Source organism: Winogradskyella eximia, assembly GCF_003386165.1.
Lineage (GTDB): Bacteria > Bacteroidota > Bacteroidia > Flavobacteriales > Flavobacteriaceae > Winogradskyella > Winogradskyella eximia.
Map to the genome: position 1 here is coordinate 275717 of NZ_QRDV01000002.1, position 21904 is coordinate 297620.

Sequence of the window (21904 nt, forward strand, 5' to 3'; positions counted from 1 at the left end):
TGACGTAAAGTAATTAACAATAATGCATTACTATGTTGAGAACATTGATGTTTTGAATAGATAATCTTAAAACTTGATAATTTAGTCTTCTCACGGCTAATTCCTCTAGTTTTTTTTGATAAGCATAGGTTTAATATCAACAAAAAATAGAATAATGCGAAAAACTTTATAAAACCATCATTTAGACTACTCCTTTTGATATAAAGACATAAAAACACCTAACTGAGAATAAGTTTTAACCAACTTCCAATGTGTTATTACGTAATTTAACTCTTCATCTTTAGTCTGGTTTTCAATATTTGAAAGCAATATAAATTTATTGGTCTCTATATTAAATTGAGCATAACGATCCGTTTCTGCTAACATCTTAAATTCTGAATAATCACGGCTATTAAGATTAATTCGTGTTCCAATATCAGAAGGTTTAATGCCTCTAGAATTTATATAATGTTCCATTTGCTCTTCCACATTATAAATATTTAAATAAGCTAACGAGCTATCCCAAGATTGCGATAGTGTTGCCGGATAAATCCAAAAATGACCTATAACAAACATGAAGACTATCAGCGTATAAATTACTATTTTTTTACGAACATTATAATACTCTATTAAATTAACAAGCAATACAATAGCTAATAGGTAGCATATCATAAAATACCGATCTCCAAATGGATTAGAAAATGGCACCATCCCTAAAAAGTAAACCAATACAAATACAAAAAAGGCAACAATCATTCTATCTATTCTAACATCATTTCTTGTTTTATCTTTTAGATATTTAAAGAGTAATGGCAATAGAAATATGGCTATTATAAACCGTCCATATTCTAGAAAAATTTTAACGTAAACAACAATGTTAGTTAGTATTTGTTTTAAACCTACAGATTGCCTATGCTCATTATAGTTTTCATTTTGACTGATTATAAACCATCCTAATTTTTCATATTGAAAATAGCAAAACACAGCAAAAGTTAACACAGCAAATAGATAACCAAAATAGATGGACTTTTTAATTTCAATTAATTTGAATCTCGCATATATGACATGAATTATAGCAATGGCAATTACAATATAAATTCCTCTAAGGTTGGTAAACAACAAACCTGTTGATGCTAATGTAAATAGTACTGATTTTGATTTAATAAGAGAATTTAAGGCTAATAAAGTAAAAAACAACAATAGCATATCGTTGTTTAAATTTGTTGTTTGAGCTAAAAAAGTAGGCTCTAAGCAGACTAAAAAAACAGCTAAAGCAGAAACTGTTTTTAAAAAATTATTTTTACACAGTACAATAATTTGCCACACAACACCTATGTTAACTAGCAGCAATAATAATCTTGAAGACCAAAGAGCCTTATTAAATATAGTCCAAAAAACAGCCAATAAACCGACCCATAATGGTGGATGACCAGAATTAAGTTCAGTTGGCACAATAAATTCCGAAAGACCATGAGCATAAATCCAACTGGCACGACCAGATTTACTAACAGCATCCCAAAAAAAAGGTGTGTGTTTTAGTAGTAAAAATTCAACTACCAAAACACACACCAAAAAAAATAAAATCTGTTTAAAGCTTATTCTTTTTATATCGTTTATCATTTATGCAAGTTACACATTAAACAAAAAGTGCATTACATCACCATCTTTAACAATGTAATTCTTACCTTCTACTCGCATTTTACCTGCTTCTTTTACTTTAGCTTCACTTCCGTATTCTACAAAATCATTATAAGCAATAACCTCTGCTCTAATAAATCCTTTTTCAAAATCAGTATGAATAACACCAGCCGCTTGTGGTCCTGTTGCTCCAACATTTACTGTCCAGGCTCTTACTTCTTTTACACCTGCTGTAAAATAGGTTTGTTGTTTTAAAAGTTTGTATGCAGAACGAATTAATTTTGCAGATCCAGGTTCGTCTAAACCAATATCAGCCAAAAACATTTGACGTTCTTCATAATCGTCTAATTCATTAATATCAGCTTCTGTACCAACAGCTAAAACTAAAACCTCTGCGTTTTCGTCTTTCACTGCTTCTCTTACTTTGTCAACATAAGCATTATCAGTAGTTGCAGCACCTTCATCTACATTACAAACATACATTACTGGTTTGTCCGTAATAAACTGAGAGGGCTTTACGTAATCTTCGTAATCTTCTTCAGAAAACTCTAATGCTCTAACTGAAATACCTGCTTCTAAGTTTTCTTTTATCTTTAAAAGAACAGCTTCTTCTTTTTGCGCTTCTTTATTTCCTGTTTTAGCAGCACGCTTCACTTTTTCTAACTTCTTATCTGCAGTTTCTAAATCTTTTAACTGCAACTCCATATCAATAGTTTCCTTATCTCTAATAGGATCTACAGAACCATCAACATGAACAATGTTTTCGTTATCAAAACAACGCAAAACGTGTAAAATAGCATCAGTTTCCCTAATGTTGGCTAAGAACTGATTTCCTAAACCTTCACCTTTAGAAGCACCTTTTACTAAACCTGCAATATCAACAATCTCAACCGTTGCTGGTAATACACGTTCTGGATTTACCAATTCTTCTAATTTCTCTAACCTTGGATCTGGTACATTTACCACACCAATATTAGGCTCTATTGTACAAAACGGAAAGTTAGCACTTTGCGCTTTAGCGTTAGATAAACAGTTAAATAAGGTTGATTTTCCTACGTTTGGTAATCCTACAATTCCGGCTTTCATTGAAAATATATTTTTTATTCCCGTAATAACGAGAATCTATTTTTTGCGAGTGCAAATGTAGTTAATTAGTGGAATAGTTGAATTATATTTTTTTGAAATGATTCTTAAATGAATTTCGTCCTACATCTCTTTTATATAATAGGTCTATTTGAATAATTTCTATTAAATAAAATGAACTTAATAAAATCTAAGCTTGTGTTACATTTTTAAATGTCGGATACGTCTCGGTAATACTACCTAATCCTTTCTTATTTACTTTAAAAGTAACATCCTTTACTGTAGAAAATAATAAAACTGATAAAAAATGGGTTTTTAAATGTGATTTTACAATCGTCAATGACTCATCTAGAGACAGCTCTTCTTCTATATCCTCTACTTCTCTAGGTCTAAAACTGTATTTAAGTAGAACCTTAAAGTCTTCATCAGCATAAATTGGTCTAATAAATATGTTTTTTAATTCAGGTTTACCTATGGTTTTTGCCATCGTTAGCTTTGCAAAGGTTCCTTCTTTTATACTTTCTTTTACTTGTTCCCAGAACACCGTAAAAACATCTTGATATGTCATATAATTAAAAATATATAATAATATTAAGCTTTATTAGCTGTTCTCAAGATTTTTAAGCTTAAGTTAAATTTCTACTAATAAATTTACAAATAAAATCCCAAGTCTATGACTCAGGATTTTTATTTAATATAAGAGTTGATTTATTAAGCTTTTAATTTCGCTCTAATAATTTTTTAGAAACTTTATAAGTTGCAGAATAAACTAATCCTTCTTGACGTTTTTTTAAGTCTGAAAATGCTTTTGTGTACCATTTTGGATCAGTAGCTTTCTTCTTATAAGCTTCATGAGAGGTCGTATCAAATGCCGCTCCTTCAAACCATGCTTCAATTGTATAAAGACTAAGACCAAAGTGTTCGGACTTTTTAAGAACGGTGTTAAAATCCGCTTCAGAAAAACAATGAATAGACGTATCTGCAAATCCATCATTCATGTTTTCTAGATCTATAAATATATTTTTTTCTAAAAATTCTGCTTGTTCCATGTCTTAGGTAATATTTTTTCAGTTAATCTGTGTTAAAGCTCAATTAAGCTCCGCAGCGAAATTAGTTCTTCTAAATATAATACCACAACAATGCGCCATAAATAATTAATCACAAAAAATCTTCAAGCTATTCCCAATGTTCTTAATAACATTATTCTTTATTTAGCATAAGCTCCAGAAGAGTACGTTAACTCGTAACTATGTGTATAAATTTCAAACACAATTCCAAAAGGATCCTGAACATACACCATTTTATAGGGTTTGTCGTCTGGGTAATATTCACGAATAGGCATACGTTGCTTCCCTCCATATTCAACGATTTTTTGCGTCAAACCTTCAATATCTGGATCTTGTACACAAAAATGAAAAAGACCTGTATTAAAAGGATTGAATTCTGGCGCTTCTTTTAAGCCATTTGGAAACGAAAACAACTCAATACCAATGCCGTCTGAGGTAGACATATGTGCAATTTCAAAAGTTTCCCAGTCGTTACCAAACACATCTATACACATTTGGCCAATAGCAGTTTCAGTTACCTTTTTTACTAAAGAAGGCTCCATAATAATGTACCATCCCATAACTTCAGAATAGAATTTTACGGCTTCGGTTATATTTGGAACGGTTATTCCTATATGAGAAAATGATTTTGGATAATTTTTTTTCGATTTCATGTTTTATATTTTGAACTACAAAATTAACATATATTTACCCTTTTGGCAATAACTTACTAAAAAGTAGTATAGTAACCAAAAAGAGTAAAATAATGATTACCAATATTATAAATACACTATTTTGAATAAAAATATTATTTGCCCATTAAATTATACCATGAGTTTAATAGGAACAAAATGGAAACCCCTAATTTTATTTCATCTATTAGAAGGAGGTTTACGTTCTGGCGTCTTGCAAAAGAAAATTTTAGGTATTTCTAACAAAATGTTTACACAAACAGTTAGAGAATTAGAAAAAGACGGACTGATTACCAGAACTGTTTTCCCAGTAGTACCTCCTAAAGTAGAATACAGATTAAGTCCTAGAGGCAAATCTTTGGAAGCTATTTTAAGAAGTTTAGATAAATGGGGATTAGAGGATTGCAAAAAGTAAGCAAAAGAAGTTGGAAACAAAAAAATCCTGAGCCAAAGACTCAGGATTGATATTATATATTGCAAACGACTATTTAATGACCGTCTGGATGCATAAAACGTTGTTTTGCTAATAATTGCTCTTCAGTTTCTACATGGTCTTCATCTGGCACACAACAATCCACAGGACAAACAGCAGCACATTGAGGCTCTTCATGAAAGCCCATACACTCTGTACATTTGTCTGGAGAAATGTAATACACTTCGTCACTTATAGGTTCTTGCGTTTCATCTGCATCAACTTCTTTACCATCAGTTAGCACTATTTTACCAGATAAGCTTGTACCGTCAGAATAACGCCAATCGTCAGCACCTTCATATATAGCTGTATTTGGACATTCTGGCTCACACGCTCCACAATTTATACATTCGTCTGTTATTATAATTGCCATAGTATTCTATCTTTTCTTTTTACTTTCCGTAATTTTGCAATTGCAAAAATAAAGCCAAAAAGGCTGTTATACAAATAATAATGAGTAACAAAAATTACATAAGCAATGCTTTTGTAGAATTAGGTAAATTTATTAACCAATTTGCAACAATTCCATTCGCTAAACAAGAACATGTTTTACAAAACGATTTGTTTTTTGATGGCTTTAAACATCAAATAAAACTCGCTAAAGAACATAATGGATGGTTTACTGAAAGCAACATTGTTTATACTTTAAATTCTTGGTCTAAAGAACTAACTGACAGTAAAATTAACAGCTGGACTAGTAAGTACAACTTTAATAGTAAAAACCCAAAAACAGTTGCCATAATAATGGCAGGTAATATACCTTTGGTTGGTTTTCATGATTTTTTATCTGTGCTAATTTCCGGACATAATGTTTTAGTAAAACAATCATCTAACGATAAACACCTACTCCCTTTTTTAGCGAAATATTTAGAAGTTATTGAACCTAGTTTTAAGGGCAGAATTACATTTACAGAAGAAAAACTCGAAAATTTTGATGCTGTTATCGCTACAGGAAGCGATAATACAGCGCGCTATTTTGAATATTATTTTAAAAACAAACCTTCAATAATTAGAAAAAACAGAAATTCTGTAGCCGTTTTAACCGGAAACGAAACCTCTGAACAATTAGAAGCCTTATCCGATGATATTTTTAGGTATTATGGTTTAGGTTGTAGAAATGTTTCTAAAATATTTATTCCTAAAAATTATAATTTCGATGCATTTTTTAATGCCGTATACAAGTGGCATCCTATTATAAATGAATCAAAATATGCTAACAATTACGATTATAACAAAGCTGTTTACTTAATGAGTGAATTTGAAATGTTAGAAAATGGCTTTTTAATGATTAAAGAAGATGAGAGTTATGCCTCGCCTATCGCTACATTATTTTATGAGTATTATAATGATATCCACGAAATAAAAGATAAACTAATTGCCGATAAAGATAAAATACAATGTATTGTTTCTAATAAGCTTACAGATAGCGACATAGCCTTTGGTGAAACACAGAATCCACAACTATCTGATTATGCCGATAATTTAGACACTATTGAGTTCTTATTAAAAATATAGGGTAAATTTTACGAAATTCATAATTAATTATACATCAGAAATTAGCACCTTTGTAGCTCTATAAAAGAATAATAACAAACTTTTCCTAATATCACAAACGAATAGATAAAAGGAAATTAAAATACAATTTTAATGATAAAACATAATTTCAGTGCAGGCCCAAGTGTATTACCAAAATCGGTAATGGAAAAAGCTTCAGAAGCAGTTTTAAATTTTGATAATGGATTGTCAATTTTAGAAATATCGCATCGTAGCAAATCATTTGTTGATGTTATGGAGAATGCGCGTTCTTTAGCATTAGAATTATTAGGCTTAGAAGGAAAAGGTTATAAAGCGCTATTTCTTCAAGGTGGTGCAAGTACTCAATTTTTAATGGTAGCTCTTAACTTATTAGAAAAAAGAGCAGGCTATTTAAACTCTGGTACTTGGGCAGATAAAGCCATCAAAGAAGCTAAAATTTACGATGATATATATGAGGTAGCATCTTCTAAAAATGCGAACTACAATTATATTCCTAAAGGTTACGATATTCCTGAAGATTACGATTATTTTCATTGCACTTCAAACAACACCATTTTTGGAACACAGATGAAAAATTTCCCAAAGTCTCCAATCCCTATGGTTTGTGACATGAGTAGTGATATTTTTTCTCGTCATATAGATTATTCACAATTTGATTTAATCTATGCTGGAGCACAAAAAAATATGGGACCAGCTGGTACCACTTTAGTGATTATAAAAGAAGATATTTTAGGAAAAGTATCTCGTAAAATTCCATCAATGATGGATTATAAAACGCACATCAGTAAGGGTAGTATGTTTAATACTCCGCCTGTTTTTGCAGTATACACTTCAATGTTAACCTTAGAATGGTTAAAAAATCTTGGTGGTGTAAAAGCTATTGAAGAAGCAAATGATAAAAAATCGCGTTTAATTTATTCTGAAATAGATCTCAACCCATTATTTAAAGGTTACGCAGTAAAAGAAGACCGTTCAATGATGAATGCAACTTTCACTTTAGAAAATGAAAACCTTAAAGAAACCTTCGATGCCATGTGTTTAGAAGCTGGTATTAGTGGTATTAATGGACATAGAAGTGTTGGTGGCTATAGAGCTTCAATGTATAATGCATTGTCTTTAGATAGCGTAAAAGCTTTGGTTGAAGTTATGAGTGAATTAGAAAGTAAAGCATAAAACAATTTGGAGTCCACACATTAAGTGACTCAAAAAAGTATAAAAATTAATAAATTAAGATATTTCCTTTTTTACGGAAATAAAAAACAAGTTTTTAAATGAAAGTATTAGCAAACGACGGAGTTTCTCAAAGTGGAATTAATGCATTAGAAGCTGCTGGTTACGAAGTATTAACAACAACAGTAGCCCAAGAACAATTAGAAAATTACATAAACGATAAAAATATTGATGTTCTTTTAGTAAGAAGTGCAACAACCGTAAGAAAAGATTTAATAGACAACTGCCCTAGCCTAAAAATAATTGGTCGTGGTGGCGTTGGTATGGATAATATCGATGTCGATTATGCACGCAGTAAAGGTTTAAGCGTTATTAACACTCCGGCTGCATCATCGCATTCTGTTGCTGAATTAGTGTTTGGACATTTTTACGGATTAGCACGTTACTTACATAACTCTAATCGTGATATGCCTTTAGAAGGAGATTCAAAATTTAAAAACTTAAAGAAAGCATACGCTAAAGGAACTGAACTTAAAGGAAAAACACTTGGTGTTCTTGGATTTGGTCGTATTGGTCAAGCCACAGCTAAAGTTGCTTTAGGTGCAGGAATGAAAGTTGTTGCATTTGATCCGTTTTTAGAAAAAGCAGATTTACAATTAGATTTCTTTGATGGTCAAAAAGTGAATTTTGAAATTAAAACCATTTCTAAAGAAGAAGTACTAAAGCAATCAGACTTTTTAACGTTGCATGTGCCAGCACAAAAAGATTACGTGATTGATGAAGCTGAATTTAACCAAATGAAAGATGGTGTTATTATCGCTAATGCTGCACGTGGCGGAGTTGTAAACGAAGTTGCACTTGTAAAAGCTATTGAAAGTGGTAAAGTATCTAGAGCTGCATTAGATGTGTTTGAAAAAGAACCACAACCAGAAATTCAGTTATTAATGAATCCTGCTCTATCATTGACTCCACATACTGGTGCTGCTACTAATGAAGCACAAGATAGAATTGGTACAGAACTGGCTGAACAAATCATTTCTATACTAGGTTAAAATAAAAATGTGACCAATTCAAATATTATGAGTCCTACTAACGTGGGACTTTTTTTGTACCTTAACAAACAATTTTATATTAACAACAATTAACTTATTACAAAATGGCAGGAATTTTAGACTTATTAAACAGTGACTTAGGAAAAACAATTATTAGCGGTGTATCTGGATCTACAGGAACAGATCAAAATAAAACAAGTAGCGTATTAACAATGGCGTTACCTGTACTTATGAAAGCTATGGAACGTAACGCTTCTACTCCAGAAGGTGCACAAGGCCTAATGGGAGCATTAAGCGGTAAACATAATGGAAGTATTTTAGATAACCTAGGTGGCCTATTTGGTGGTGGAGTTGATGAAGAAGTTAAAAACGATGGTTCAAAGATTCTTAGTCATGTTTTAGGTAACAAACAACAAGGTGTTGAGCAAGTTATTGGACAAAAAGCAGGTTTAGATTCTAGCTCTGTTGCAAGTATCTTACAAGTTGCTGCTCCAATTTTAATGGGAGTTCTAGGTAAGCAAGCTAGCCAAAACAATGTAAATTCTCAAAGTGGTATCACTGGTCTTTTAGGAGGTTTACTTGGAGGTAACGATACAGCAAACGAACAAAGTTTCTTAGAAAAAATATTAGATGCAGATGGTGACGGTAGTGTTATTGATGATGTAGCTGGTATGGTTTTAGGCGGAAGCAAAAGCTCTGGAGGACTTGGTGGTCTTTTAGGAGGTTTATTTGGAAAGTAAAATTCTCTACCCATATATACAAAAGCAGTTCTAACGAGCTGCTTTTTTTTATGCTTTAATATTTCCCTTCAAGAAAAGGTAGTGTCACGCATTGAAACACCGTGTTTACACATTCACAATTGTATTTCTTTCATTAATCACGTTGCTTTGTAATGTTAAATCGAAGTAAAATTTTAAACACTCACACATTTTTTTTAATACCTTTAATACTTATGAAAAAGATTATCCCATTTATTATTGTACTCATAGTTATTGTAAGTTGTAAATCTTACAATAACACACCAACTATCAATAATGATAACACCAACAGTTTAGTTGAAAATGATACTGTTATAATTGATAGTGACGAAAATGATTATGAAATCATAATTATAGAACCTGGTTTTAACGCATGGCTAGCCAGTACTGCTAGACCAGAAGGCTATTATTCTCAACAATGGTTAGAATCTAGAAATGCACTAATGGTTCAAACCTGGAATCAACGGAACCTGCAGCCATTAACTTACGACCCAAATCTTTATGAGGTTCGTATAGATTATGATACTAGAACAGATTATGGTTATGAAGTGAATTACAAATTATATAACTACTTTGTATATTTTCAAATAAAACACAAACAACGATTGTCTTCTTTTGCACCGAGGATTTAAGCTATAAGTAAATCTAATTTCATTAATTTTGCAAAACGAAATTAATGCTATGGAAAAATTTAAAAAACAATGGGAAATACAACACAATTGGCAGTTGTTATTTCCCTTTTTTGGTCTACTTATATTAGGTTATTCTGCTTTTAAAATCTCGAATGCTTTTTTAAAGAATTATGGATTAACTTTAACTATAGTCGCTTCACTTTTAGTTTTTTTCCTTTTATTAAAATTCATTCTAATAATATTCAAAAAGCTAGAAAAGAAATGGATTCTAGACTACAAATGGGAAATGATCCGTGTATTCATGGTTTTTGCAATTACAGGTTCATCTTCTTTAATTGTAGGTAGACCTATAATAAAACTCATCGGAATTACTAAAGAAAACTTAAATCCTATGCTTTATTGGGTTTTATATATTATTATTGGTCTCGTTTTCTATCAGATTCTTTTAGTATCCTTTGGATGGCTTTTTGGGCAATTCAAATTTTTCTGGAAATTTGAAAAGAAAATGCTTAGAAGATTTGGACTTAAACGGTTTTTAGATTGAATTTAAAATTAATTATTACATCAGTATTTAATATTACAGCAATTGTACTTGCTCTTGCCGTATTATTACCTTCTGCAGTAAAATTAACGCATGCATTTAATCATCATAAGCATGAGGTTTGTGACAAAGACAACGATCACCAAACTCACTTTCATGAGTCTGATTTAGATTGTGATTTTTATAAATTTAAATTAACAACGCAATACTATAAGCCATTGCAACCCTTCGAAATTATTTCGATTGTAAATAACTTCAAAATTTCAAAGTCACAATACGAATTTGTTAGTGATTTCCAGAGACTTCAAACAGCACTTCGAGGACCTCCTCAAATGATTTAATATTTTAGAAATTAAAATTTCATTTTTATTAATTATTAAATCATTTATTTATGAATCGATTACTATTCATCGTATTCAGCATACTGTGTTTAAACACCTATGCTCAAAACAAAATTAAGGGTAAAGTTTTAGACAAAACAACTCAAACAGCAATACCTTACGCTACTATATATTTACCAGAACTAGAAACAGGAACAACGACTAATGATAAAGGAGAATTCTCATTAGAGCTTTCAAAAGGAACTTATAAAATTGTTATTTCTTACATCGGATTTCAAACTCAATCTTTAAGTATAACTGTTCCTTCTAAAGAGACCTTAACGTTCTTATTATCTGAATCTGCCATGGAGATGGAAGAAGTGATCATCTCTACACCTTTTCACAAACTACAAAGTGAAAACGTAATGAAAGTAGAACAGAAAAAGATGACCGAATTAAAAGCATCTGGTGCTCTTACGCTTGCAGGAGGCATTACCTCAATAGCAGGTGTAGAAAGTGTAAGCACAGGAAACAGTATTGGCAAACCAGTAATTAGAGGGCTAAGCTCAAACCGAGTATTGGTATACACACAAGGAGTTAGATTAGAAAATCAGCAATTTGGTAGCGAACATGGTCTTGGTATTAATGACGCTGGTATTGAGAGTGTTGAAGTCATTAAAGGTCCCGCTTCCCTACTCTATGGTAGCGATGCTTTAGGTGGTGTTTTATATCTCAATCCAGAGCGTTTTGCTAATATGGAAACGTCGTCTGCTGATGCTTCTGTTAATTATTTTACTAATACAAAAGGGTATAGCACAAATGCTGGTTACAAAGCGTCTAGCAACGGATTCAAGTTTTTATTTAGAGGAAGTTTAACAGAACATTCAGATTACGACACAAAAGATTATCATGTGACGAATACACGTTACAGAGAACAAGATTTTAAAGCTGGCTTTGGCTATCAAGCTTCAAAATTTAAAACCGAATTTCGTTATAATTTAAATAACGCCAAGCTAGGTTTACCAGAAGAGATAGGAATTCAATCTACTGCAAAAACACCGTTATTACCATATCAAAATATTGACAATCATATTTTTAGTTCAAAATCTACTTTGTTTTTTGACAATTCTAGTTTAGATGTTACTTTAGGTTTTATCTATAATAATAGGAAAGAATTTGAAGAAGAACATCATCATGATGAAGATGAAGACGGTCATGAAGATGAGGAGCACGATGAACACGAAGAATTGGAAGCTGCTTTAAACATGAAACTAAAAACCTTTAACTACGATGTTAAATACAATTTACCAACTATTGGTAAATTTGAAACTATTGTTGGTGTGCAAGGTATGAACCAAACTAATTCTAATCATGGTGAAGAAAGTTTAATACCAGATGCAACTACCAACGATTTTGGAGTTTTAGCAACTTCTCATATACATTTTGAAACAATTGATATACAATTAGGTGCACGTTACGATTTTAGATCCATTGATATTGATAATAATTTTGATAAAACTTATAATTCCTTTAATGGCGCGTTAGGTTTTAAAACCAATATTTTAAAAAATGTAACTACAAGATTAAATTTAGCCACAGGATTTAGAGCACCAAATCTTGCAGAACTAGCCTCAGATGGTACTCATGAAGGCACTAACCGTTATGAAATTGGAAATGAGAACTTAACAAATGAACAAAATTTTCAGGTAGATTTAGCCTTAGAATATAAAAATGAGCATATTGAATTGTTCGCCAATGCGTTTTATAATAAAGTGAATAATTATATTTTCTTAAATCCAAATGGAGAACTCATTAATGGCGACCCTGTCTTTTTATATGAACAAGAAAATGCGTTTTTATATGGAGGTGAATTTGGGTTACACTTTCACCCACATCCTATTCACTGGCTGCATTTAGAAAGTAGCTTTGAGACTGTAACAGGCCAATTAGATAATGATGATTATTTACCTATGATTCCTGCAAATTCTTTAACCAATACATTACGTGTGGAGTTTAATTCTGAAACGATTAAGAACATTAATGCTTTTGTAAAATTACGTTCAACATTTGCACAAAATAATGTGAATACGTTTGAAACCACTTCAGATGCTTATAATTTATTAAGTCTCGGTGTTGGCGGCACTTTCAAAATGTTTAATAACGATATGAATGTATCACTTTCTGCAACTAATTTATTAGATACAGAATATGTACATCATTTATCGCGTTTAAAATCCGATGGAATTTTCAATATGGGACGTAACGTAAATATTGGTGTTACTTATACATTGTAACACTATTTATTAATAACTAAAAATGTCTATTTGAGCGCAGTAGAAAGCCTAAAACGCACAATTTCGAATGCGCTCAATGCGACATTTATTTATATATACCTATGCCTCTTTAATTTCTGTTTTAGAGCTAAAAACATAAGTGTAAAGCCACATTAAGGTAAATGTTGGTATCACATCAAAACCTGGTAAAGCTTCTTCAACTAAAGTGATTACTCCAGCTACTTTACCTGCCTTTCCTGTATATAACTTGGTCATTAGCCAAGCTGAAACTGGTGCCCAAACAATATCTGAAAATTCACCGATTCCGGGAATTATAAATGAGACTAAACCTAGGGCGTCAAAAAGAATACCAATTCCTAATTTTTTGTATTTATTCATATAGTGTATTAATTACTAATTTATATAGAGCAATAATTATTCCAAATAAAATGGTACTCTCATGCTCATATTCAACTTAATAATAGCAAACGATACATTATTTTTTAACGTTTAATTAAGAGTTTTGCCTGACATGACAACTTAATTTTGTACAAAATCAGATGTAGCCACCGCTAAATAACTACATCTACACCCTATTTTAAACGACCCAAACCAATTATGAACGCTCGTTCTTTAATTCTTTTGCTTGCCATGTTATGCTTTGCTGTGACCAGTATTGCTCAAAATAAAAAATCATTAAATATTCAACGTACAGAACAGGCGCCTAAAATAGATGGCATTTTAGATGATGCTATTTGGCAGAATTCTGAAATTGCCACTGGCTTCGTTTCTAATAGACCTGAAATTGGTAAATCAGCATTGAGTGAAGAACGTACAGAAGTAAAAATGACCTACGATGATAAGGCTATTTATGTTGCTGCTTATCTGTATGACGATCCTTCTAAAATAATGAAACAATTGACCAATAGAGATAACTTTGGTCAGACAGATTATTTCATTTTAGTATTAAACCCAAATAACGACGCCCAAAACGACACCTCTTTTTATGTTTTTAGTTCTGGTCAGCAAGCTGATGCCATTGAAAACCCAACTATTGGAGAGGATTTTGGTTGGAATGCCGTTTGGGACAGTGCTGTAAAAATTATGGACGATGGTTGGATTGTAGAAATGAAGATTCCATATCGTACCTTACGTTTCGCAGACCAAGAGGAGCCAACTTGGGGAGCTCAGTTTCATAGAGAATTTAGACGATCTAGATCGCGATACACTTGGAACCCAATTGACCCAACTCAAGGTTATTCTGGATTATATCATGCAGAAATTAAAGGCCTTAAAGATATTAAACCACCTAACAGATTAAACCTCTACCCTTTTACAACAGGGATAGTCAACAATTTTGAAGGAGATACAGATACCGATTTAAGATTTGGAATGGATGTTAAATACGGACTTACAGATAATTTTACTTTGGATGCTACTCTAGTTCCTGATTTTAGTCAAGCAGGATTTGATAATGTCGTTTTAAACCTTGGTCCTTTTGAACAAACCTTCTCAGAACAACGCCAATTTTTTACAGAAGGAGTCGATTTGTTTTCTAAAGGAGATTTGTTCTTCTCTAGACGTATCGGAAACAAACCAAGCGGAAGACATAGTCTTAACGACAATGAAGAAGCAAACATACCTAACGAAGTTAAAGTCTTAAATGCTGTAAAAGTTTCTGGTAGAACAAAAAACGGCTTAGGTATAGGCTTTTTTAATGCCATTACAGAAAAGACAACAGCGACAATAAAAAACACACTAACTAACGAAAAACGTAAAACTACAGTAGAACCATTTGCTAATTACAATATCTTAGTGGTAGACCAACAATTTAATGGCAATTCTTCAGTAAGTTTAATTAATACTAATGTGCTTAGAGAAGGTAATTTTAGAGATGCTAATGCTACAGCAGTAGTAGCAAATATCATTAATAAACGTAACACCTATAATGTTGCAACAGATCTAAGAATGAGTAATGTAAATTACCAGAACACAAATAGTGAAACTGGTTTTAGTAGTTATTTGAAACTTGCTAAGATTCATGGTAATTTACGCTATAGTTTAGAACATAGTTTTGCTGATACTAAATTTAACATCAATGATTTAGGATTATTACTGAGAAATAATTACAACGCTTTTAGTTCTGATATTTCGTACCAAACCTTTGAACCAAGTGGAAATTTAAATAACTATCGTATAAATGCCTTTTTTAATTATAACAGATTAGTAAAACCTAATGTTTATTCTCAATCTAATTTTGGAGCTACATACCAAGCTACTACTAAAAAATTAGATGGTTTTGGTTTTAGATTGAATATAGAACCAGGCGAGCAAAACGACTACTTTGAATCTCGTGATGGCCGACCATTTATTTATGAAAATTATGTAAGCACAGGAGGTTGGATTTCATCGAATTATAATAGAAAATTTGCTTTAGATTTAAGAGCCAATATTGGAGCATTATTCGAAAAAGGCAGAGATTTATTTAATTATGATATTGAAGTTGAACCGCGTGTAAGACTTAATGATAAATTATTGCTGATATACCAATTCTATTATGATTTCACTAATGGCGGACGTGGTTTTTCAACAAAAGCAGATGATCAATCCATTTTTGGAGAACGCAACAGACAGATTGTAACTAATAGTATTTCTGCTAATTACGCTTTTAATCCATACAACTCTTTAGCACTAAGTTTTAGACATTATTGGGACACTGTAAAATACGATAATGAATTATTTACCTTATTAGATTCAGGGAGATTAACTACAGATTCTGGTTATACCTTAGAGACTATTGACAACGATCCGGATATTAATTTTAGTACTTGGAATATAGATTTAAGCTACTCTTGGCAATTTGCTCCAGGAAGTTTTTTAACGGCTTTATACAGAAATCAATTGTTTAATTTAGACAGTTTTGCTGAATATAATTATTCGCAAAGTGTTGATAGTTTATTTGATCAACCCATGCAGCACAGTTTCTCAGTGAGACTTCAATATTTTATTGACTTTAATGGCATTAAATCTGTTTTCAACCCTAATAAATCTGAATCTTAGTTTTGTAGAATTAGGGATTAAGTATTACTTTCACATTGTATGAATAAAACTGTTATTTCCGCTAAGCAAATTAAGAAAGCCTATAAAGATCTTGAAGTCTTAAAAGGTGTTGATTTAACCATTTTAGAAGGTGAAGTGATTTCAATTGTTGGTGCTTCTGGTGCTGGTAAAACCACATTGCTTCAAATACTTGGCACTTTGGATAAACCCGATTATAATTCAGATACAGAATTAATTATAAACGATCAATCCATAAAATCTTTAAATGATAAAGCTTTAGCTAAATTCAGAAATAAAAATATTGGTTTTATTTTTCAATTTCATCAGTTGTTGCCTGAGTTTACAGCATTAGAAAATGTGTGCATTCCTGCATTTATAAATAACACACCAAAAGCCGATGCAGAAAAGCGAGCTATTGAATTATTAGATTATTTAGGTTTAAAAGATCGCATTCATCATAAACCCAATAGTATGTCTGGTGGAGAGCAACAACGTGTTGCTGTCGCTAGAGCTTTAATAAACAATCCGAATATTATTTTTGCAGATGAACCCTCTGGAAATTTAGATAGTGAATCTGCAGACCAATTACATAACTTGTTTTTTAAATTAAGAGACGAGTTTAATCAAACATTTGTTCTTGTAACTCACAACCAAGAATTAGCCAATATGGCGGATAGAAAACTAACTATGGTAGATGGTAAAATTGTGGGACAATAACCATTTTACTCTATAATAATATAGATAAATATAATTTGGTATTGCTAAAAACAACTATGCATTACCGCAATATCGCTCTTAGAAGTATTTGAAATTAATCTCAAAATTTAACCTATACTTAAAACATTGTGAACATCTGTTTCAATTTTTAGGTTAAATAATAGCATAAAATAGTACATTCGCTTTTGAACTTTTCTTGAGTTTTTGATTTTAACCCAAAAAGAGATAAAATATATTAAGTTAAGTTCATTACCTAATTTAAAATTTATGACAGTGACGGAGTTCGAACCTATTATAGAAGTTCTAGAAGAAGCCTACGAAATACCACATCTTAATGCCACGCGTAAAATCTCTGCGTTATTACCAAACGATTATTATGTAACCGATAAACGCTATCCTGTACTATATTTACAAGATGGTCAGAATTTATTTAATCCTGCTGCTCCTTTTGGAGATTGGGCTATTGATAAATCAATGGCGCAACTAAAACAAGAAGGTTTTGGAGACGTTATAATTATTGCTGTAGATCACGGAAACGAAGAGCGCATCAATGAATATCTACCCTATTTTCATCCAAGATTTGGAGAAGGAAAAGGTAATTTTTACATTCAGTTTATGATTGAAAAATTGATTCCTTATATCAATAGTCATTACAGAACATTGACTGATTTTGAAAACACAGGTATTGGTGGTAGTTCAATGGGAGGATTAATTAGTCTTCATGCTGGTTTAAAAAATCCTGGTGTATTTGGAAAAATGATGATTTTTTCACCAAGCCTATGGATTTCAAACAAGATTTTTAAAAGCACCAAAACATTTCAACCATTAGAAAAATCAAAAATCTATTTATATTCTGGTGGACAAGAAAGTGCAGAGCATTTGCCAAACGCACATAGATTAGGAAACATTATTCAAGAAAAAATGATCAAAGGTTATAATATTGATTTCAATTTTTCTATTAATGAACACGGAAATCATTCAGAAGCACATTGGCGCGAAGAATTTCCAAAAGCCGTAAAATGGCTCTATTTTAATTCATAGTTATGACTTACAAACACGTAAAAACATTAGACACTTCAAAAGATTTTATTCTACCATGTAGAAAAGATAATCTTGATGCTATACAGCAATTACTACCTATTAAAAACCCAGATTTTGACGGCAGCTTTTCTACTTATCAATTACTTTATGGTAAGGGAGGTAACAGAATATACCTCATTGGTTTAGGAGAAGAAAAAAACAGTGCTCAACTAGAAAATACATTTCAAAAATTAGCCTTTGAAACTCAAAAATATTGGGATAAATCTATTCAGGTTTTTGCTGAAGATTTAAATGAAAATGAGATAAAAAAAGCCGTTATTGGCTTAGAAATGGCACAATATGCTATAGGAGAATTTAAATCAGAAAAGGAAAAAACTAACAAGACTTCTGTCGCATTTATATCAACTGAACCTCTTAAAAAAGTTTTAGAAGAAGGACACTATACTGGTGAAACCATTAATAAAATAAAAGCATTAGTTGATGCTCCACCAAATATTAAAACTCCAGAATTTTTAGGAGATTGGGCAGAGCAATCAGCAAAAAAATCGGATTATAAATGTACCGTTTTAAAACATAAAGAATTAAAAAAACAAGGTTTTGATGCTGTGCTTTCCGTTGGAAAAGGTAGCGTAAATAAACCTGTTGTTATCATCACAGAATACACACCAAAAACCAACAAAAAAGTAGATATTGCTCTTGTAGGTAAAGGGATTACCTTCGATTCTGGTGGATTATCTATTAAGCCTTCAACCAATCTGCACTACATGAAAAGTGATATGGGAGGAGCTGCTGTAGTTTTAGGTGTCGTAGAATTAGTCTCTAAGTTAAAACTTAACATTAATATTGTTGGTATTGTATGTTCTGCAGAAAATGCAGTTGATGCTGAAAGTTACAGACCAGGAGATGTTATTAACTCCTACTCTGGTAAAACCATTGAAATTATTGATACCGATGCAGAAGGTCGTTTAGTTTTGGCAGACGGCTTAAGTTATGCCGTTAAAAACATAAAACCAGAATACCTTATTGATTTAGCCACTTTAACAGGAAGTGTTGTAAGAACTCTAGGCTATGAAGCTGCCGGAATGTTTACACACAACACAGAAATGGCAAGCACTATGTCTGATATTGGTTATAAGGTGCATGAACGCGTTTGGCAATTACCTATGTTCGAAGAGTACAAAAGTGTTTTACATAGCGATATTGCAGATATAAGAAATTTTAGTGGCACACCTTTAACTGGTGCTTCCAATGCAGCTCAATTTTTAGAGTTTTTTACTGAAGATCATAAAAACTGGATGCATTTAGATATTGCTGGAGTCTCTTTTGGAGCTTCCCCATATGCAAAGATGAAAAGTGCTTCGGGTTATGGGATTCAATTAATTACAGAATTTATTAAGAAAAAAGCTTCGAAATAATTCTCAGTTTTGTAAATTGTTTGTTCGTTTTAATTTATAAACCAATCAAATTGTAGTTCTGCTATAATAAGCTAAGCGATCTTGATTCTAACTCAAAAAATATGTCCAAACAACCGTTAAATTTCCTTTGTGTATCTACCTATTTTAAAGGTGAAGATTTTCTAAAAAGTGTAAAAGCTGAAGGACATAATATCTATTTATTAACTAAAAAGAAATTAGATAAAGAACCTTGGCCATGGGAATCAATAGATGATACATTTTATATTGAAGAATGGAACCAAAACGATGTTGCTAAAGGCATTGCCTACAAGTTTAGAACTATAAAATTTGATCGTTTTGTAGCCTTAGATGATTTTGATGTTGAAAAAGTAGCACTACTCCGAGAGCATTTTAGAATGCCTGGCATGGGAAGAACTACAGCACATTATTTTAGAGATAAACTCGCTATGCGAATGAAAGCTCTAGAAGAAGGTGTTAACGTCCCAGAATTCACCGATTTATTTAATAACGATACAATTAACGCGTATGCTGATCGTGTAAGTCCACCATGGTTAATTAAACCTAGAATGGAAGCTTCAGCGACAGGAATAAAAAAAATACATAGTAAAGACGAATTATGGCACGTTGTTAACGAACTTGGTGATGAACGCGATAATTATTTGGTTGAGAAATTTGCTCCTGGAGATGTTTATCATGTAGATGGTTTAAATGTTGATGGAAAGGTCGTTTTTGCTAGAGTAAGTAAATATTTGGACACACCTTTTGAAGTGGCTCACGGAGGAGGCATATTTAGATCTGCCAGTTCTAAAATAGGTTCTAAAGTTGAAAAAGGCTTACAAAAAATGAATGCTTCAGTAATGAAAGCCTTCGGAATGCAATTTGGTGCGTCTCATACAGAATTTATTCAATCTAAAGCTACTGGAGAATTATTCTTTTTAGAAACCTCTTCTCGAGTTGGTGGAGCTAATTTAGCCGAAATGGTAGAAGCTGCATCTGGTGTTAATCTTTGGGGAGAATGGGCAAGAATTGAAGCTTCAAATCTTAGAAAAGAAAAATATAAACTGCCAAAAATTAATAATAAATATGCAGGTATTGTGGTGTCTTTAAGCCGCTTTGAACATCCTGACACATCTAGCTTTACTGATGAAGAAATCGTTTGGAAAATGCATAAAGCTTGGCATATTGGTTTAATTGTAGTTTCTGATTCTAGTGAACGTGTTTTAGAATTATTAGATCATTATACAGAACGTATTGGTAAAGAGTTTCATGCTAGTTTACCTGCACCTGATAAGTCGGAGTAACAACTTATTTCGGGTAATAAGAATGATAAAAAAAATATTAAAACGAATAATGATTATTGCACTTATAATAATTGCTTTTTTAATTGTTACATTCTTTGCATTCACAAATTTCTATCCAAGTTTTGGAGGAGATGTTTCAAAACAACAAAAATTAATTTATCAAAAATCTGAACAATTTAAAAACGGAAAGTTTAACAACACAAATCCTGTTCCTAAAGATTTAAGCTTTTCAGAAACAGCTCAACTAGCTTATACTTTTTTTACCACAACAGTACCTAACGGAAGACCTAAAGCAGATTTAAAAGCCAATAAAATTGATTCAACTAACATAGCAGATTACCAAGGAGATGCTAGAATGATATGGTTTGGTCATTCTTCTTTTTTATTACAAATTGATGGTAAAACTATTTTAATTGATCCAATGTTTGGTAAAGTAGCAGCTCCACTTCCACTTCTTGGTGGTAACCGTTTTAATGAAGAGTTTCCTTTAGAAATTGAAAAATTACCAAACATAGATGCCGTGATTTTTTCACATGACCATTATGATCATTTAGATTATGAATCTGTTTTAAAGATTAAAGACAAAACAAATCATTTTTATGTACCATTAGGTATTAGTACGCACTTAAAGGCTTGGGATATTCCTGCAAATAAAATTACGGAATTGGATTGGTGGCAAGGCACACAGTTAGAGGGTTTAAAACTAGTTTGTACACCAGCGCAACATTTTTCGGGTAGAAAATTAAACAATAGTCAAAGTACCTTGTGGAGTTCTTGGGTTATTCAATCTAAAACCGAAAACATTTATTTTAGTGGTGATAGTGGTTATGCCACACATTTTAAGGAAATAGGTGAGAAATATGGTCCTTTTGATTTAGCACTTATGGAATGCGGACAATACAACGACATGTGGTCGGACATTCACATGATGCCAGAAGAAACAGCACAAGCAGGTATTGATGTACAAGCAAAAAAGATAATGCCAATTCATTGGGCAGGATTTAAATTAGCGTTGCACGAATGGACAGATCCAATTAAACGTGTTACCAAAAAAGCAGAAGAGTTAAATCTTGAAGTTATAACACCTAGAATTGGTGAAGAAATAATGGTAAAAGACGCTATTAACGCTTACACAAATTGGTGGGAAGAGCTATAATTAAAAAGAAAATTACTTAAAC

Annotated in this window: 22 protein-coding genes; 15 read left to right on the forward strand and 7 right to left on the reverse strand. The window is 31.9% G+C overall.

Features of this window, described 5'->3' with window-relative positions; translation table 11 throughout:
• Positions 1–186: 186 nt before the first annotated feature.
• The 5 genes from DFQ10_RS06900 to DFQ10_RS06920 form a co-directional block, all read right to left on the reverse strand.
• Entirely contained in the window at positions 187–1599 is a 1413-nt protein-coding gene (locus DFQ10_RS06900; protein WP_115816674.1) for a hypothetical protein, read from the reverse strand.
• Between the two features lie 9 nt (positions 1600–1608).
• Positions 1609–2703: a redox-regulated ATPase YchF gene (ychF, locus tag DFQ10_RS06905; RefSeq protein WP_115816675.1), complete on the reverse strand. Its 1095-nt coding sequence runs from the start codon at positions 2701–2703 to the stop codon at positions 1609–1611.
• A 187-nt stretch (positions 2704–2890) separates the two neighbouring features.
• Entirely contained in the window at positions 2891–3268 is a 378-nt protein-coding gene (locus DFQ10_RS06910) for a hypothetical protein (protein ID WP_115816676.1), read from the reverse strand.
• A gap of 151 nt (positions 3269–3419) precedes the next feature.
• Positions 3420–3749, reverse strand: a complete 330-nt coding sequence (locus DFQ10_RS06915; RefSeq protein WP_115816677.1) for a hypothetical protein — start codon at positions 3747–3749, stop codon at positions 3420–3422.
• A 158-nt stretch (positions 3750–3907) separates the two neighbouring features.
• Positions 3908–4420, reverse strand: coding sequence for a VOC family protein (locus DFQ10_RS06920; protein WP_115816678.1), 513 nt, complete (start codon positions 4418–4420; stop codon positions 3908–3910).
• Positions 4421–4577: 157 nt separating this feature from the next.
• Between DFQ10_RS06920 and DFQ10_RS06925 the strand changes: the two genes are divergently transcribed.
• Positions 4578–4853 (forward strand): winged helix-turn-helix transcriptional regulator, encoded by a 276-nt coding sequence (locus tag DFQ10_RS06925; RefSeq protein WP_220352437.1) that lies wholly within the window; start codon positions 4578–4580, stop codon positions 4851–4853.
• 73 nt (positions 4854–4926) lie between these two features.
• Here DFQ10_RS06925 and DFQ10_RS06930 read toward each other — a convergent pair whose 3' ends face one another.
• Positions 4927–5283 (reverse strand): 4Fe-4S dicluster domain-containing protein, encoded by a 357-nt coding sequence (locus tag DFQ10_RS06930; RefSeq protein ID WP_115816680.1) that lies wholly within the window; start codon positions 5281–5283, stop codon positions 4927–4929.
• Between the two features lie 80 nt (positions 5284–5363).
• Here DFQ10_RS06930 and DFQ10_RS06935 point away from each other — a divergent pair, with 80 nt between their 5' ends.
• The 8 genes from DFQ10_RS06935 to DFQ10_RS06970 all read left to right on the forward strand — a co-directional run bounded on the left by DFQ10_RS06935 (position 5364) and on the right by DFQ10_RS06970 (position 13213).
• Positions 5364–6425: an acyl-CoA reductase gene (locus DFQ10_RS06935; protein ID WP_115816681.1), complete on the forward strand. Its 1062-nt coding sequence runs from the start codon at positions 5364–5366 to the stop codon at positions 6423–6425.
• Positions 6426–6557: 132 nt separating this feature from the next.
• Positions 6558–7619 carry a 3-phosphoserine/phosphohydroxythreonine transaminase gene (serC, locus tag DFQ10_RS06940; protein WP_115816682.1) on the forward strand — a complete coding sequence of 354 codons (1062 nt, stop codon included), beginning with the start codon at positions 6558–6560 and terminating at the stop codon, positions 7617–7619.
• Between the two features lie 98 nt (positions 7620–7717).
• A complete protein-coding gene (locus DFQ10_RS06945; RefSeq protein WP_115816683.1) occupies positions 7718–8668 on the forward strand; it encodes a D-2-hydroxyacid dehydrogenase in 951 nt (316 codons plus the stop codon).
• A gap of 104 nt (positions 8669–8772) precedes the next feature.
• Positions 8773–9408, forward strand: coding sequence for a DUF937 domain-containing protein (locus DFQ10_RS06950; protein ID WP_115816684.1), 636 nt, complete (start codon positions 8773–8775; stop codon positions 9406–9408).
• Between the two features lie 212 nt (positions 9409–9620).
• A complete protein-coding gene (locus DFQ10_RS06955; RefSeq protein ID WP_115816925.1) occupies positions 9621–10058 on the forward strand; it encodes a DUF6146 family protein in 438 nt (145 codons plus the stop codon).
• Between the two features lie 49 nt (positions 10059–10107).
• Positions 10108–10602 (forward strand): DUF6787 family protein, encoded by a 495-nt coding sequence (locus DFQ10_RS06960; RefSeq protein ID WP_115816685.1) that lies wholly within the window; start codon positions 10108–10110, stop codon positions 10600–10602.
• Positions 10599–10940, forward strand: coding sequence for a hypothetical protein (locus DFQ10_RS06965; protein WP_245940640.1), 342 nt, complete (start codon positions 10599–10601; stop codon positions 10938–10940). The genes DFQ10_RS06960 and DFQ10_RS06965 overlap by 4 nt, the downstream gene beginning before the upstream one ends.
• A gap of 50 nt (positions 10941–10990) precedes the next feature.
• Positions 10991–13213 carry a TonB-dependent receptor gene (locus DFQ10_RS06970; protein ID WP_115816686.1) on the forward strand — a complete coding sequence of 741 codons (2223 nt, stop codon included), beginning with the start codon at positions 10991–10993 and terminating at the stop codon, positions 13211–13213.
• 99 nt (positions 13214–13312) lie between these two features.
• Here the strand turns inward: DFQ10_RS06970 and DFQ10_RS06975 are convergent, their stop codons facing one another.
• Entirely contained in the window at positions 13313–13591 is a 279-nt protein-coding gene (locus tag DFQ10_RS06975; protein WP_115816687.1) for a hypothetical protein, read from the reverse strand.
• A 219-nt stretch (positions 13592–13810) separates the two neighbouring features.
• Here DFQ10_RS06975 and DFQ10_RS06980 point away from each other — a divergent pair, with 219 nt between their 5' ends.
• The 6 genes from DFQ10_RS06980 to DFQ10_RS07005 all read left to right on the forward strand — a co-directional run bounded on the left by DFQ10_RS06980 (position 13811) and on the right by DFQ10_RS07005 (position 21882).
• Positions 13811–16252: a DUF5916 domain-containing protein gene (locus DFQ10_RS06980; RefSeq protein ID WP_115816688.1), complete on the forward strand. Its 2442-nt coding sequence runs from the start codon at positions 13811–13813 to the stop codon at positions 16250–16252.
• 39 nt (positions 16253–16291) lie between these two features.
• Positions 16292–16969 carry an ABC transporter ATP-binding protein gene (locus DFQ10_RS06985; RefSeq protein WP_115816689.1) on the forward strand — a complete coding sequence of 226 codons (678 nt, stop codon included), beginning with the start codon at positions 16292–16294 and terminating at the stop codon, positions 16967–16969.
• Positions 16970–17236: 267 nt separating this feature from the next.
• Positions 17237–18010 (forward strand): alpha/beta hydrolase, encoded by a 774-nt coding sequence (locus DFQ10_RS06990; protein WP_147299186.1) that lies wholly within the window; start codon positions 17237–17239, stop codon positions 18008–18010.
• A 2-nt stretch (positions 18011–18012) separates the two neighbouring features.
• On the forward strand, positions 18013–19425 hold the full coding sequence (locus tag DFQ10_RS06995; protein WP_115816691.1) for a leucyl aminopeptidase family protein: 1413 nt from the start codon (positions 18013–18015) through the stop codon (positions 19423–19425).
• Positions 19426–19526: 101 nt separating this feature from the next.
• A complete protein-coding gene (locus tag DFQ10_RS07000) occupies positions 19527–20726 on the forward strand; it encodes an ATP-grasp domain-containing protein (protein WP_115816692.1) in 1200 nt (399 codons plus the stop codon).
• Between the two features lie 22 nt (positions 20727–20748).
• Positions 20749–21882 carry an MBL fold metallo-hydrolase gene (locus tag DFQ10_RS07005; protein ID WP_245940641.1) on the forward strand — a complete coding sequence of 378 codons (1134 nt, stop codon included), beginning with the start codon at positions 20749–20751 and terminating at the stop codon, positions 21880–21882.
• Positions 21883–21904 lie beyond the last annotated feature (22 nt).